General features: G+C 66.3%; 13 protein-coding genes. 3 read left to right on the top strand and 10 right to left on the bottom strand.

Annotation, left to right across the window (positions count from 1 at the left end; all coding sequences use genetic code 11):
- Positions 1–289: 289 nt before the first annotated feature.
- The 7 genes from ACQHII_RS08660 to ACQHII_RS08690 form a co-directional block, all read right to left on the bottom strand.
- Entirely contained in the window at positions 290–1324 is a 1035-nt protein-coding gene (locus ACQHII_RS08660) for an LLM class flavin-dependent oxidoreductase (protein ID WP_427918708.1), read from the bottom strand.
- A gap of 59 nt (positions 1325–1383) precedes the next feature.
- Complete coding sequence (locus ACQHII_RS08665) at positions 1384–1719, bottom strand: hypothetical protein (protein ID WP_427918709.1); 336 nt, start codon at positions 1717–1719, stop codon at positions 1384–1386.
- A gap of 4 nt (positions 1720–1723) precedes the next feature.
- The gene (locus ACQHII_RS08670) at positions 1724–2986 is read right to left on the bottom strand and encodes an aromatic ring-hydroxylating oxygenase subunit alpha (protein ID WP_427918710.1); all 1263 of its coding nucleotides are present in this window, start codon (positions 2984–2986) and stop codon (positions 1724–1726) included.
- Positions 2987–3018: 32 nt separating this feature from the next.
- A complete protein-coding gene (locus ACQHII_RS08675; RefSeq protein ID WP_427918711.1) occupies positions 3019–3339 on the bottom strand; it encodes a hypothetical protein in 321 nt (106 codons plus the stop codon).
- Positions 3326–4588 carry an aromatic ring-hydroxylating oxygenase subunit alpha gene (locus tag ACQHII_RS08680; protein ID WP_427918712.1) on the bottom strand — a complete coding sequence of 421 codons (1263 nt, stop codon included), beginning with the start codon at positions 4586–4588 and terminating at the stop codon, positions 3326–3328. Before ACQHII_RS08680 ends, ACQHII_RS08675 begins: the two co-directional genes overlap by 14 nt.
- 150 nt (positions 4589–4738) lie before the next feature.
- A complete protein-coding gene (locus tag ACQHII_RS08685; RefSeq protein ID WP_427918713.1) occupies positions 4739–5611 on the bottom strand; it encodes a hypothetical protein in 873 nt (290 codons plus the stop codon).
- Positions 5612–5736: 125 nt separating this feature from the next.
- Positions 5737–6690, bottom strand: coding sequence for a LysR family transcriptional regulator (locus ACQHII_RS08690; RefSeq protein ID WP_427918714.1), 954 nt, complete (start codon positions 6688–6690; stop codon positions 5737–5739).
- A gap of 157 nt (positions 6691–6847) precedes the next feature.
- Between ACQHII_RS08690 and ACQHII_RS08695 the strand changes: the two genes are divergently transcribed.
- Both ACQHII_RS08695 and ACQHII_RS08700 read left to right on the top strand, forming a co-directional pair.
- Entirely contained in the window at positions 6848–8041 is a 1194-nt protein-coding gene (locus tag ACQHII_RS08695; protein ID WP_427918715.1) for a CaiB/BaiF CoA transferase family protein, read from the top strand.
- A 51-nt stretch (positions 8042–8092) separates the two neighbouring features.
- Complete coding sequence (locus ACQHII_RS08700; RefSeq protein ID WP_427918716.1) at positions 8093–9259, top strand: acyl-CoA dehydrogenase family protein; 1167 nt, start codon at positions 8093–8095, stop codon at positions 9257–9259.
- A gap of 349 nt (positions 9260–9608) precedes the next feature.
- Here ACQHII_RS08700 and ACQHII_RS08705 read toward each other — a convergent pair whose 3' ends face one another.
- Complete coding sequence (locus ACQHII_RS08705; RefSeq protein ID WP_427925259.1) at positions 9609–9857, bottom strand: hypothetical protein; 249 nt, start codon at positions 9855–9857, stop codon at positions 9609–9611.
- A 215-nt stretch (positions 9858–10072) separates the two neighbouring features.
- Between ACQHII_RS08705 and ACQHII_RS08710 the strand changes: the two genes are divergently transcribed.
- Positions 10073–10345, top strand: coding sequence for a TetR/AcrR family transcriptional regulator (locus ACQHII_RS08710; RefSeq protein ID WP_427918717.1), 273 nt, complete (start codon positions 10073–10075; stop codon positions 10343–10345).
- 859 nt (positions 10346–11204) lie between these two features.
- Here ACQHII_RS08710 and ACQHII_RS08715 read toward each other — a convergent pair.
- Together ACQHII_RS08715 and ACQHII_RS08720 are read right to left on the bottom strand one after the other, a co-directional pair.
- A complete protein-coding gene (locus ACQHII_RS08715) occupies positions 11205–12581 on the bottom strand; it encodes an aldehyde dehydrogenase family protein (protein ID WP_427918718.1) in 1377 nt (458 codons plus the stop codon).
- Positions 12578–13450: a fumarylacetoacetate hydrolase family protein gene (locus ACQHII_RS08720; protein ID WP_427918719.1), complete on the bottom strand. Its 873-nt coding sequence runs from the start codon at positions 13448–13450 to the stop codon at positions 12578–12580. Before ACQHII_RS08720 ends, ACQHII_RS08715 begins: the two co-directional genes overlap by 4 nt.
- Positions 13451–13548: the final 98 nt, after the last annotated feature.

The following is a 13548-nucleotide window of genomic DNA, read 5'->3' on the forward strand; positions in this document are numbered from 1 at the left end:
GGCCAGCGCGAGGGCGCTGCGGGGGCCGGGGAGGTGGTCGGTGACGAAGTCGGCGACGTCGGCGGGCGAGGTGCGTGAGAGGACGGTTTCGCACAGTGCCCGCAGGTCTTTGGCGGCCTCGGCAGCCAAACTCCCTACGAACGCCTCAAGCAGAAGACCGCACCCCAGGCGTAAACAATCATCGTCGGTTGCACATAGCCACAATGGCATCAGTTCGGCTATGCGCCGGCGCCTCGCATAACGGAGTGGGGCTCGGGACGCCGGTCAACTACCGGCGTCTCCGGACGCATCAATGAACTTGGTGCACCGCGGCGTTCCCGGTTGTCGCCTGTGAGTGGTGTGCCTCGGCGAAGGTGCGCAGTTCGCGGGGCACGTCGAGACCGGTCGGGGTGTAGATGATCTCGTGGAAGCCGGCTCCGGCGAGCCGTGAGAGCTGTCTGCCGATGCGGTGCGGGTCGCCGACCATGGTCTTGAGGTCGATGTGGTCAAGGAGTGGGCGATCGCGGTCGGGCAGGTGAGTGACGTGCCCTTCGAAGGTCAGCAGATGGCGTTCGCTCTCCGGGGCGAGCGCTTCGAGCGACTCCCGCCAGGTCTTGCCGCCGGGCAGAGCGTCGACGGTCTCCGCACCGCCCTTGGCATACGCGTTGTGCCAGTCGACCACCCGCCACGCTCCGATAGCGTCCCGGACGCGGCTCGACTCCTGGTCCTCATCCGGGTTGAGCACTGTGCCGGACATGATGACCGCGGTGGGAAGTGTGGCGTGCGGGGGACCGATGATTCCGTCGGCTACCCCTTCGGCCAGTGCGGTGCCCCTGGGGCCGAAGACGCTGATCCACAGGGGCACCTCGATCGGCCTTGCCACGGTCAGGCCGTCCGCGTGCAGCATCCGGACGGGTTCACCGTCCACCGTCGCGGTCCGGCCGGCGAGGAGTTGACGCAGGGCCGTGACGTAGTCCATGAGATCGACCAGCTTCATCGGGCGTTGGCCCACGGCCAGATGCGCCGTGAAACCCGTGCCGAAGCAAGCCCGGAAGCGTCCACCGGAGATGCGGGCGATGGCGGCGATCCCGGACGCCATGGTCATCACCGATCGTTGGCTGGGGATGAGGACAGCGGTGGCGAGTCCAATGCGGGTCGTGCGCTCAGCGGCGAGGGCGAGGTGGACGAAGGGGTCCTCCCACAGCGGTGCCGAGTCGTAGATCCACACCCGGCTGTAGCCGAGTTCCTCGGCCAGTACGCTCAGTTCGGCGAAATCCGGGCCCGGCGGGAGCCCGCAGGACAGTTCGAGGTCGGCCACGTCCGTGTTGTGCCTCACCGATCGCATCACGCGATCACCTCTCGTTCTCGGCGCCTGGGCGGCGCCGCGGCCGTCGTCGGACAGGGTCAGGGAGCAGGTTCTGCGATTCGGTGGATCTCTGCGTTGCCGCCGTCGACGACCTTGGGCTGGTGCCAGATCTCCACGCACATCGACACCAGGACGATCGAGTGCACGAGCTGGAGCAGATGTCGCGCGTCGTCGGGCAGTTCGTGCAGTGGGAACTTGTCGCAGTGGGCGAGAGCTTCCCCGATCCTGGGGAAGCCGGCGTCGTAGAACGGCTGGAGGTCGCTCATGGTGCTCGCCATGCGCTGTGCCCAGCGCTCGGATTCGGTGGCCAGGCACCATGTTGCCGCGAAGGGTTCCAGGTCTGTGAACTCGACCGGGAGGAGGGTGTCTGACATGCGGTCACACTCCCACGATCTTGTGTTCGTATTCCTCGACCCAGTCGGCGACCGACTTGTGGAAGTGCCGGACCAGGAGTTCCTGGTCGTTCAGGGGAAAGTCGTCGCGGGCCGCCCGTGATTCCAGCGCCCGCTGGGTGCCCACCAGAGTGCCGGCGTCCTGGAGTGCGAACTCCTTGAACATCACGACCGCGCACTCGTTGGCTGCACGTTGGCTGGCGGTCGTGGCGGGAGGGAAGAACAAGGTTCCGTCGAACCTGTGGGTGTTGTACGAGGTGGGCCAGTAGCGATAGGTGAGGTACCAGCCATTGGCCCAGATCAGGATCTCCGTGTTCGGGAAGATCTGGAAGTTGTCCATGGACCACTTCCTGACCCCGCCGGGGTTGGTGCCGGGGAGGGCCTCGCCGAGGTCCGGTTCGTCCCACGGGCCGAACAGGCCGCTTCGGGTGGCGATCTCGATGGGGTACTGGTAGTCGGCTGGCCACAGGCGCCGCGGCACGCTGGACGTGCTGACCATCCGGTGCGGGCCGTCGAGTTGGTAGTGCGGTGCCTCGAAGCCGTTCATCTTGGGCCGGGCTGCGGGGGTTGCCTCCTGCGAGTGGAGCACGGGTACGTGGTAGTACTCCTGGAACGCGTCCAGGAAGACCTTCCAGTTGCAGTTGACGTCGGCGCGGAAGTCGTAGCGTTCGGTCATCCGGCCGAACGGGTAGCCGTCGAGTGCCGAGATCATCGGGCCGAGGAACTCCCGCAGGGACTGGGACGGTTCCTGTGCCAGGTTGACGAAGACGAATCCGGCCCACACCTCGCAGTGCACTGGGGCCAGTCCGTAGTCGGTTTTGTCGAGGTTGAAGAACTCGCTCTCCTGCTGCACGAAGGTGCATGATCCGTCCAGCGCGTAGCGCCACCCGTGGTACTTGCAGGTGAACGCCCGGCAGGAGCCCTTGGTCTCCTCGCGAGGGAAGTCGTTCCACATCAGCTTGTTGCCGCGGTGCCGGCAGATGTTGTGGAACGCCCGGACCTGGCCCTCCAGGTCACGTACGACGATGATCGATGTCTTTGCGACCTCGATCTCTCTCGTGAAGTAGGTTCCCTTGCGGGGCAGGTCCTCGACGCGTCCGACGTTCAGCCATGCGCGTTTGAAGATTGCCTCACGCTCTACCTCGTAGAACTCGGGCGAGATGCAGTCCTCGTAGGACACCACCCCCGTCCCGACGTCCGCGTAGTGCTCCGTCCAACTGCCCTCGGGTGGCTTCGGGTAAAGGGCCACAGGGTCAATCCTCCAATCGAGGTTCGGCGACGTCAGATCGCAGGCTCCGCCATGACGTCCAGGTAGGCGGCTCCGGCGTCGGGGACGCGTGGCTGCTTCCACACCTCGACCGGGAACGACACCGTGATGAGGGAGAGCATCATCAGCATCAGGTTGCGTTCGGGCTCGGGGAGTTCATCGAGCGGGAACCGGTCGAGGTGGGTCCCGACGGAGTCGATCAGGGGGAACGCGGCGTCGTAGAAGGCCTGCATCTCCGGCATGGAGCTGGCCAGACGCTTGGCGTAGCGCTCAGGTTCGCTGTTGAGAATCCAGTCGCTGAACGGCTCCAGTTCGGCGAACTCAGCTGGCAGCATCGGCGTGCTCCTCGACGTAGTCCCCGACCACCTTGTGCAGATGGCGGAGCAGGATCTCCTGATCGTTCAGGGGGAATTCGGTGATCACTCGCGACGCGAGCATGGTCTGGGTCGCTTCCAGGGTGTTGCCGTCCTGGAGCGCGTACTCCTTGAAGGTCACAGCAGCGAGTTCGTGGGCCAGCCGCTCGCGTGCCGTCTTGGCGGGCACGAAGCAGAGCTTGGCCTCAAAAACGTGCCGGTCGACCGCGGTCGGCCAGTAGTGGTACGTCAAGTACCAGCCGGGGGCCCAGATCAGCAGCATGAAGTTGGGGAACAGCACGAAGGAGTCGGTACCCCAGGACTTGTGCCCGGCGGGGTTGATGCCGGGCGGCAGTGGGTCGAGGCCATCGATGGCGGGTCGGTCCCACGGGCCGAACAGACCGCTGCGCAGGGCGCGTTCGATGGGTTTCACCATCGAGAGGTCCTTCGGCGGCGCCATTCCGCCCCAGGAGGAGATCATCGAATGCGGGCTGTGCAACTCGTAGTGGAGCGCCTCGTAGCCGTGGCCGAGCAGCTTCTCCGCTTCCTCCTTGGTGGCCTGCTTCTGATGGAGGACGGGCGCGTGGTAGAACTCGGCGAACGCGTCGATGAACAGCTTCCAGTTGCTGCCGACCTCCGCCTTGTACGAGAAGACCTCCGTCATCTCGTGGAACGGGTAGCCCTCCAGGCCCTTGGCCATGTCGCCGAGGTACTCCGACAGCGTCTCCTGCGGGTCCAGGTTGACGAAGACGAAGCCCTCCCAGACGTCGCAGGCGACCTCCTTGAGGCCGTAGTCGGCCTTGTCGAGGTCGAAGAACTCGCCCTCCTGCTGAACGAAGGTGAGCTTGCCGGTGAGGTCGTAGCGCCAGGCGTGGTACTTGCAGACGAACTGGCGGCAGGTACCGGCCATTTCCTCGTCAGGGAAGTCGTTCCACATCAGCTTGTTGCCGCGGTGCCGGCAGACGTTGTGGAACGCCCGGATCTTCTGGTCGGTTCCCCTGACGATCACCAATGAGGTTCCGGCAGCGGCCACTTCCTTCGTGAAGTAGCTTCCCGTCCGCGGAAGGGATTCCACGCGCCCGACGTTCAGCCAAGTCCGCATGAAGATCGCTTCTCGCTCGGCCTCGTAATACGCAGGGTCGATCGAGTCGGTGTAGCTGACGGGGGCGGTTCCCAGCTCGGGATGCTGCTCGGTCCAGCTTCCGGCAGCGGGCTTCGCGAAGTGTGGCACAGCTCCACCTCTCCTCTTGAGGGCTCTGAGCCCCAGATCTCGAAGCATCATTCACTCTGAACGAGAATGACATTCTCAAATACGCGTATTAGATTTCCATCGCGGGGCTGTCACGTCAACAGGCGGGAGTTCAGTCGGATGAAGGCTGCATCACGCGAAGGACACCTCGGCGGCGGCCGATCGCGCGTCCCGGCCCGTCGAGATGTGGAGGTCCGCATGACCCTGCGAGGGTGTCCCGCCCGCCAGCAGGTGCTCGCCCGCGAACACGGGCTTCCTCAACTGGTAGGTGAGTGCCTTGATCCGCCGCAAGGGAGCGTTGCGGCGCGGGAGTTCAAGCATCAGGAGAGCCAGTAGCGGACCGTGGACGAGAAGGCCGGGATGGCCTTCCTGGCCCCGGGCGTAGGGCATGTCGTAGTGGATGCGGTGTGCGTTCGCGGTGAGTGCGCTGAAGCGGAAGAGCAGTGTCGGATCCGGAAGCAGAGACAGTTGCCAGGGTTCGCCGGACGGCAGCCCGGTGATGCTGCCGGGCGCGGCGGAACGGTCCTGGCGGGGGCTGCCCCCCGAGCGGTACACGATGTCCTGCTCTTCAACCAGGCAGGTGCGTCCGCGCTGGCGGAACTCGTGGCGCAGCGTCACGAAGAGGAGCTCTCCCGTGCTGCCGTACTTGGCCGTCGCCTTCTCCAGACTGCTGATGCGCAGGGTCCGCTCGCCAAGACGCAGTGGTTCGTTGACCTCACAGCGTCCTCCCGCGAACATCCTTTGCCGATGCGGGAGAGGCGGGAGGAAGTGCCCGGACCGCGGATGGCCGTCGGCTCCGAGCTCGTTCTGCGCCGGCCAGTGAAGGAAGTACAGCCAATGCCACAGCGGCGGCAGCGGCCTGTCGTCGGTCGCAACGGCTTCCGACTGGTCGAGGAGCGCCGACATCGCCGCGACGGGGGCGGCGGAAAGGTCGTCCTCGTCGGTGATGGGGCAGGGCGTCCACGACTCGATGTACGTGGCGAGCGGGCTCGGGGGGTACGCCATGAGACATGAGTCTCCCTGGCGGACAGCGCCAACGGCCGGGATCGGACGATAGAAAGACGTGATGCCCCCATGCCCGCACGGCATGAAACCCGAACGGACGCTGTTCTTGCATGAAGAGGGTTCGGTTACGTCTTTTGCGCAGCCGTGCCGGGCGTCTGAGGCCTGGCGGACGGCCATCTTCCCGCCCGTACGGCCGAGTCGATCTGGCCGGCCAGCGCCTGGGCAACCACCTCGACGGCGGGCGGGGTACGGCCTGCGCGGGGTGTGCCGAGGACAATCGAGCGCCACACCTCCGGCTCGCACAGAGGCGCGGCGCTCAGCCGCCCATCGGCGACATCCCGGGCAATACCCACACCGGGCAGGATCGTCCAGCCGTGGCCGGCCATGACGAGCTGCTTCTGCACTCCCATCGAATTGGTCTGCACGGCGATGTCCATCGCGGATTCAGCGCGCACGGCGGCGCCGTCGATCAGGGTCCGCAGAGCATGCCCGGAAGCGGGCAGGATCAACGGATGCCCGGCTGCCTGCGCGAACGTGACGGGGCAGTCGGCGCGCAGGCCGGCAGGCGGAGGCGCGACCACCCACAGGTTCTCCCGGACGAGCGGACGTGCATTCAGCGATGTTGTGCTGTCCAGGTTGTAGAGCAGGCTGAGGTCGAGATCCCCGTTGTCCAGCCACTGCTGCAGATGACCCGAGTACGCAGTCATCAGGCGCAGTTCCACTCCGGGGTGGTCGCGCGCTATGGCCGACACGAGGGGTTCTGCCAGCAAATCGGTCGCGCTTTCGAGCAGTCCGACTGTCACGATGCCGGTCACCACGCCGGGAGACGGCCGGACCTCCGCACGGGCCCGTTCGAGTTCATTGAGGGCACGCCGGGCGTGGCCGACCACGATCGCGCCCGCCTCCGTGGGCCGCATTCCCTGTCGGGTGCGCTCGAACAGGGCGACGCCCAGCTCGCGTTCCAGAGTACGGATCTGTCGGGTGACGGCCGGCTGGACGAGGTGCAGCAACTCGGCTGCGTGCGTCACACTGCCCACCTCGGCCACCGTGACGACGGCTTTGAGCTGTTTGATGTCCAACGCTTCCTCCGGCCGTCGGCCCCATGCCCGCAAGGCATGGGGCCATCACGACTTGCTATTTCACCGCGCCTGTCATGAACGGCCATGATGGGGTTTCCCCACACGAGATGGAAGGGGCGGAGAGGGAAGAGTGGAAAACGGGAGGCACCGCAACAGCATGGCCGAATTCCACCAACTACCGCTCTCCGGTGTCACCGTTGTCAGCATCGAGCAAGCAGTGGCTGCTCCTTTTGCCACTCGACAGCTTGCCGATCTCGGCGCTCGGGTAATCAAAGTCGAGCGTCCCGGCTCAGGCGATTTCGCCCGCCAATACGACACCGCTGTGCATGGGCAGTCCAGCTATTTCGTGTGGCTCAACCGGTCCAAAGAGTCACTGACTCTTGACGTGAAATCGAGACAGGGCCGAGCCATCCTTGGGCGCCTGCTCGCCCAGGCGGACGTCTTCGTCGAGAATCTGGCCCCCGGAGCCGCCGCCAGGCTTGGCCTGGCTCCCTCAGAGCTGCGGGATGAATTCCCCTCACTGATCCCGTGTTCCATTTCCGGATACGGGTCCAGCGGACCGTGGTCCGACCGCAAGGCATACGACCTGATCGTGCAGTGCCAGACAGGTCTGGTCTCGCTCACAGGAAGCGGGCAGGAGACCGCCCGGGTCGGTGTGTCGGTCGCCGACATCGCCGCTGGGATGTACGCGTACTCGGGGCTGCTCACCGCCCTCTACGTTCGGGCGACCACCGGTGTGGTGCGCGCTGTGGAGGTATCGCTGTTCGAGGCACTGGCCGAATGGATGAGTCAGCCCGCCTACTACACACGCCACAGCGGAACACAGCCGCCCCGGATCGGCACCCAGCACGCCACCATTGCTCCGTACGGTGCCTACGCCACAGCCGACGGCAAGGAGATTCTGTTCTCCGTCCAGAACGAACGCGAGTGGACCGCGCTGTGCGAGCAGGTCCTGGAACGTCCCGACCTCGTGGACGACCCGCGCTTCGCCAGGGGCCCCGACCGCGTGTCGCACCGCGCGGAGCTCAACGCGATCGTCTCCGAGCGGTTCGGGCGATCGGACAGCCGGCAGGTGACGAAGGTGCTGGACGGCGCTGGTATCGCTAACGCCGGCGTCAACGACGTCGAAGACTTCCTCGCCCACCCTGTGCTCCGGGAGCGGGGACGGTGGCGCGAGGTGAGTATTCCCGGCGCCGTCGTACCCGCTCTCGTGCCGCCCGTCGACCTGTCAGGCACCAGCCCGCGCATGGACGCCGTTCCGGACATCGGCGGGCACACTGACACGGTTCTGGCTGAACTCGGTTTCACCACCGCCGAGATCGCCGCCCTCCATGCGGGCCGTGTGGTCTGAAGCGCCCGTCCTGAACCAGCCCCGGAGTCGTCCAGCGAGGAGTACCAAGACATGAGCCCCCTGGGCATGCTGCCGGAGGACGAGCAGTTCGTCGTGGGCACCGTGCACGACTTCGTCGACAAGCACGTCAAGCCCGTTGTCCGGGAACTCGAACATACCGATACCTACCCCGAGGCCCTGATCGAGCAGATGAAACAGCTCGGCATCTTCGGGCTGGCCATTCCGGAGGAGTACGGCGGCACACCCGTGTCCATGTCCTGCTACGTATGGGTGACGGAGGAACTTGCCCGCGGCTGGATGAGCCTGGCGGGCGCGATGGGCGGCCACACCGTGGTCTCCAAACTGCTGCTGCACTTCGGCACCGAGGAGCAGAAGAACCGCTGGCTCCCTCGCATGGCAACCGGCGAGACGCGGGCCACCATGGCCCTCACCGAACCGGGCGGCGGCTCCGACCTACAGGCTATGCGCACCGTCGCGCACAAGGACGCGGACGGCTACCTGGTCAACGGGTCCAAGACCTGGATCACCAACTCGCGGCGGTCCCGTCTGATCGCCCTGCTGTGCAAGACCAACCCGGATGCCACGCCCGCCCGCCACGGCATGTCGATTCTGCTTGTCGAGCACGGTCCGGGTCTCACGGTCTCCCGCGACCTGCCCAAACTCGGCTACAAGGGCGTGGAGAGCTGCGAATTGTCCTTCGAGGACTACCGGGCCCCAGCCGATGCCCTCCTCGGCGGAGTCGAGGGTGAAGGGTTCTCGCAGATGATGAAGGGGCTGGAAACGGGGCGGCTCCAGGTCGCCGCCCGAGCCCTCGGCGTCGGCCGGGCGGCCTTCGAGGACGCGCTGGCCTACGCACAGGAGCGTGAGTCGTTCGGCAGGCCGATCTGGCAGCATCAGTCGATCGGCAACTACCTGGCGGACATGGCCACTTCGCTCTCGGCCGCACGCCAGCTCACGCTTCACGCGGCACGCGAGGCCGACGCCGGGCGACGGGTGGACATGGAGGCCGGCATGGCCAAGCTGTTCGCTTCGGAGACGGCCATGGAGATCGCCCTCAAAGCCGTCCGTATCCACGGCGGCTACGGCTACTCCACGGAATTCGACGTCGAGCGGTACTTCCGCGACGCACCGCTGATGATTGTCGGTGAGGGTACCAACGAGATCCAGCGCAACGTCATTGCGCGTCAGCTCATCAGACGTGGTGGCCTCGACACGTGACTGTCATTCCACCATGCCGACCAGGTGGTGTGTGGTCGACGGCCGCAGTGTGGCGGCCGCCAGACGCTGCTGATGTCTCCTCACACAGGAGCCAGGTCTGTAAGGAACCGGAGACGCCCCTGTGTTTCCGGTTCAGGTCACGCGCGGGCAGCTCACTCCGGCGTCGCGCCCTCCGCATGCGACTACTTCGCGGGCTCCTGATACTCCGAAGCCCCCGAAGATTTTGAGGACCGCGGTGGACCAACAGGCGCATGGGCCGATGGGTGAAGGAATCAGCGCAGCCATTGAAGGTCGCACGCATGGAGGAGACGACGCCGTCCCGGCATAGTGCGGCCGGTCGTTGCCGTAGTCAGTCGGGCAGCCCTTGAGCCGCCGTTGTCAATGCGGAACGCAAAGCCCGCTGGAGCCCGTCCACGACGTCCTCGCCGGGAATATGATGCTCCGTGAAGTGTTCCGCGGCGGCCCATAGCGAGCCGTTGAGCATGACCGCCCCAGCCTTCACGCGCACGTCGTCGGCGGACAACTCGTAGCGGTCGGCGATCAGCTGTGCAAACAACGGCTCCGCATCGTCGTGTGTTTGCAGCCATACCGCACGCAGTCACGGCTCGGTCCGGGTGAGCTGGATCAAAGACAGCACCGTGGGGGCATCCTCGTCGAACCCGAGGAGATCGCGTCTGCCATCACCTTCCTCCTGTCCGACGCCGCGGCCAGCACAAGGTGGTCTGAGCGCCGCCGCTGCGTGCGGCCGACGCGTGGCCCCCCGCACGTCCGCACGGCCTGAGACCGGCCCTTCCGCCAGAGCGCACGATTGACTTGCATTCAGTCATTCGGTCGCGCAGACAGGGCGCGACGGCAAAAGGAGCGCCGACGGGAACCCCCGCCACCGCCAAGCGGAAACGGGGCGCCAAGCCGCCGGAGGAACACCGCAAGGACATCCTCGACGCCGCGGCCGAGGTGTTCGCCCGTAAGGGCATCGCCGACGCCCGGATCGAGGACATCACGACCCTCGCCGAGGTCTCCAAGGGCACGTTCTACCTCTGCTTCAGCCGCGCCTACGTCCGGCAGGGACGCCGCATCCGACAGTAGGGCCGCTGAGATCTACGGCACAGGCCTCTACATCACAATGATGGGGCGCCGACATGACGACACCCCATCGATTCTCGCGGCCGCCTCCGATGTCATACATCGTATGGCGGGCCCTGTGTGTCCTCACTCTGAGGGTCGGAGCCTCGGAACTCGTCGCGTACGGCGCGAAGAGCCTTGATGGCTTCGATCACAGGGTCTTTGGCGTCCACGATCTTGCGTGCGACTGCCATAACACCCCAGACAAGGGCCCCGATCAGGGACACGGACGCCGCGACCCATCAGTACGCTTCCATCCGGCGGGCGAACCTTCGTCTGAAGGTCGGGCCGGTGTAGGGCGTACTCGGCCCGACCACCTGTCAACTAACAGAGGTCGAAGCCGAGATGCGCGCCCAACGATGCTTGATCCAGAATTCCTGTTACTGATCCGGGGTGATCAAGCGTCCTACGAATCTCGTGCGGTCATGCAGTGGTTCACGAGCGCGAGTAGATCCCCCATCGAGCCAACGGCGGTGTTTGGTCACGTCGTTGGTCCGGTACCCGGCCTTCTCCGCCGGGCAGACACGGTCGGTAAACTCTACGATCGCAGGCGCACCGTTCTCGTCGAGGCCGAGCGAGTCGATACGGCCCCGTGCACGGGGCCGGTGTGGTGCCCATCGCGCCGCGAGCGATCGCCGTCGTACGGGAACCACAGCGAAGCTGACACGACGTGCCCTTCGGTGACCTCCTAACCTTCCTCGGCCGAGCTCGGAACATGGTCGGGCCCGTCGTTCCCAGCGCCTGCCCGTGGTGGAGTTTCCTGTCGGGCTCCAGCACGTCCCTCGCCTTGTCAGGGGACCGGACAAGGGACACCGTGCGACGGTCAGGCCACCACCATCGTGCGGACGTTGGTGAACTCGCGCACGCCCTCCGCCGACAGTTCCCTGCCGTATCCGCTTCGGCCTGTGCCGCCGAACGGCAGGCGCGGGTCCGAGGCAACCACCGCGTTGACGAAGAGGGCACCCGACCTGATCCGGCGGCCGACCGCCAGTGCGTGTTCCGCGCTGCCCCAGACCGAGGCCCCCAAGCCGAACACGGTGTCGTTCGCAAGCCGGACGGCATGGTCGTCGTCCCTGGCACGGGTCACCGCGGCCACGGGGCCGAAGGTTTCCTCCGCGAACACCGCCATTCCCGGCTCCACCCCGTCCAGCACGGTGGGCTCGACGTACGAACCGGGCCCCTTGACGGCGTGGCCACCCACGACAAGGCGGGCGCCCTCCGTGAGACTCCCTTGGATCTGCCGGAGGATTCCGTCACGCAGATCGGCGCGCGCCATCGGGCCGATGGTCGTCGCCGGGTCCGTGGGGTCGCCCAGCCGCAACTCCCCGACGCCTGCGACGAGGCGTTCGGTGAACTCGTCGGCCACGTCCTCGTGCACGATGAACCGCTTGGCACACACACAGCTCTGACCGGTGTTGTTGAAGCGCGCCTTGACCGCGGCGGTTGCGGCCGCCACCACGTCGGCGTCGGCGAGGACCACGAACGGGTCCGAGCCGCCGAGCTCCAGGACCGACTTCTTGACCGCCGCGCCGGCGACCGCGGCGATCGACGAGCCGGCGCGCTCACTACCGGTAAAGGTCACCGCGGCGACGCGCGGGTCCTCGACGACGCGGCGCGAGACCGCGGGCACGTCCTCGGCCGCAACGACGAGACTGCGGAACAGTCCCTCCGGCGCGCCGGCGCCGACGAAGAGCTTTTCGATCGCCAGCGCGCACCCTGTCACATCCGGACTGTGCTTCAGCAACGCCGCGTTTCCGGCGGCCAGTGCGGCGCAGGCGAACCGCAGCACCTGCCAGAACGGGAAGTTCCACGGCATCACGGCGAAGACTACGCCAAGCGGCTCGTAGGAGAGCCACGAGCGGGATGCACCCGAAGCGATCCCATGATCGGCGAGCCACTCCGGAGCGCGGTCGGCGACCACCTCGCAGTTCCAGGCGCACTTGTCGATCTCACCGAGCGACTCCGTGATCGGTTTGCCCATCTCTGCGGTGATCAGCGCTGCATACCGCTCCTTTCGCTCCGTCAGAACCTTGCCGACACCACGCAGCAGGGCAAGCCGCTCGTCGAGGGGCGTGTTGCGCCAGACCACGGAGGCGGCGTGGACATCGGCCAGCGCTTGATCGACGCCCGCTTCGTCATGTGTCTCGTACGACGCGAGTTCTCTTCCGGTAGCGGGGCTGCGGGTGATCAGGATGCTCATGCGGAGGTCTCCAACCTTGTACGTCGTCGGGCCGGCGCGACCGCCGCCACGCTCTCTTTCCGCGGTGCGACAACGTTGCGAAGGGTGCCGATCCCCTGAATCGTCATCTCGACTACGTCGCCGGTCCGCAGGGGCGGCGGGACAAGCGCACCGTTCCGGCCCCACGACTCGGCGAGCGAGCCCGTGGCACAGGTGCCTGACGCGAGTACCTCGCCCGCCTTGACCCACGAGGCCTGAGAGGCGTGCGAGACCAGTTGCTCGAACGACCAGCCCATGTGGCCGGACCGGTCTCTGCCGATTTCGGTGTCGTTGACCTTGACGCTCATCTCCAGGTCGAGGAAGCCGTCGGCGTCGCGGAGGGCGTCAAGCTCGTCCGGAGTGACAACCCATGGACCGATCGTGGTCGCGAAGTCCTTGCCCTTCGACGGCCCGAGTTTGAGTTTCATCTCCTTCCTCTGCACATCACGTGCCGACCAGTCGTTCATCACGCAATAGCCGCCGATCGCTTCGCGCGCCTGGGCGGGGGTGACGTCTCGGACATCCCGGCAGACGATCGCCGCGATCTCCAGCTCGAAGTCCAGGCGTTCCGTACCGGGCGGCATGGGTACGGCGTCGTAAGGCCCCGTGACGGCGTGCGGCGCCATGAACAGGAAGACGGGCGCCTCGTACCACTCCGTCGGTGGACCGGGGTTGCCCTGCCCGCGCTCCATCCCATCGACGTGCGCCTCGAAGGTGAGGAAGTCGCGCATCGCCACGGGATAGACCGGGGGAAGGAGAACGACATCGCCTGAGCGCAGTCCGGTATTCCGGGTAGCGGACCGCGCCCGGGCCGCGCGGTCGGCGGACGGAAGGGCGAGCACGGTGACCATGTCGACATCGCCGTCGAACGGGTGCAGCGTCCAAACTGAGCCGTCCTCGACGATCAGCCCGACTCGGCGGGTCCCCTCGGGCTCCTCGGTACGGCGGA

Source organism: Streptomyces sp. cg40, from assembly GCF_050320165.1.
Lineage (GTDB): Bacteria > Actinomycetota > Actinomycetes > Streptomycetales > Streptomycetaceae > Streptomyces > Streptomyces hokutonensis.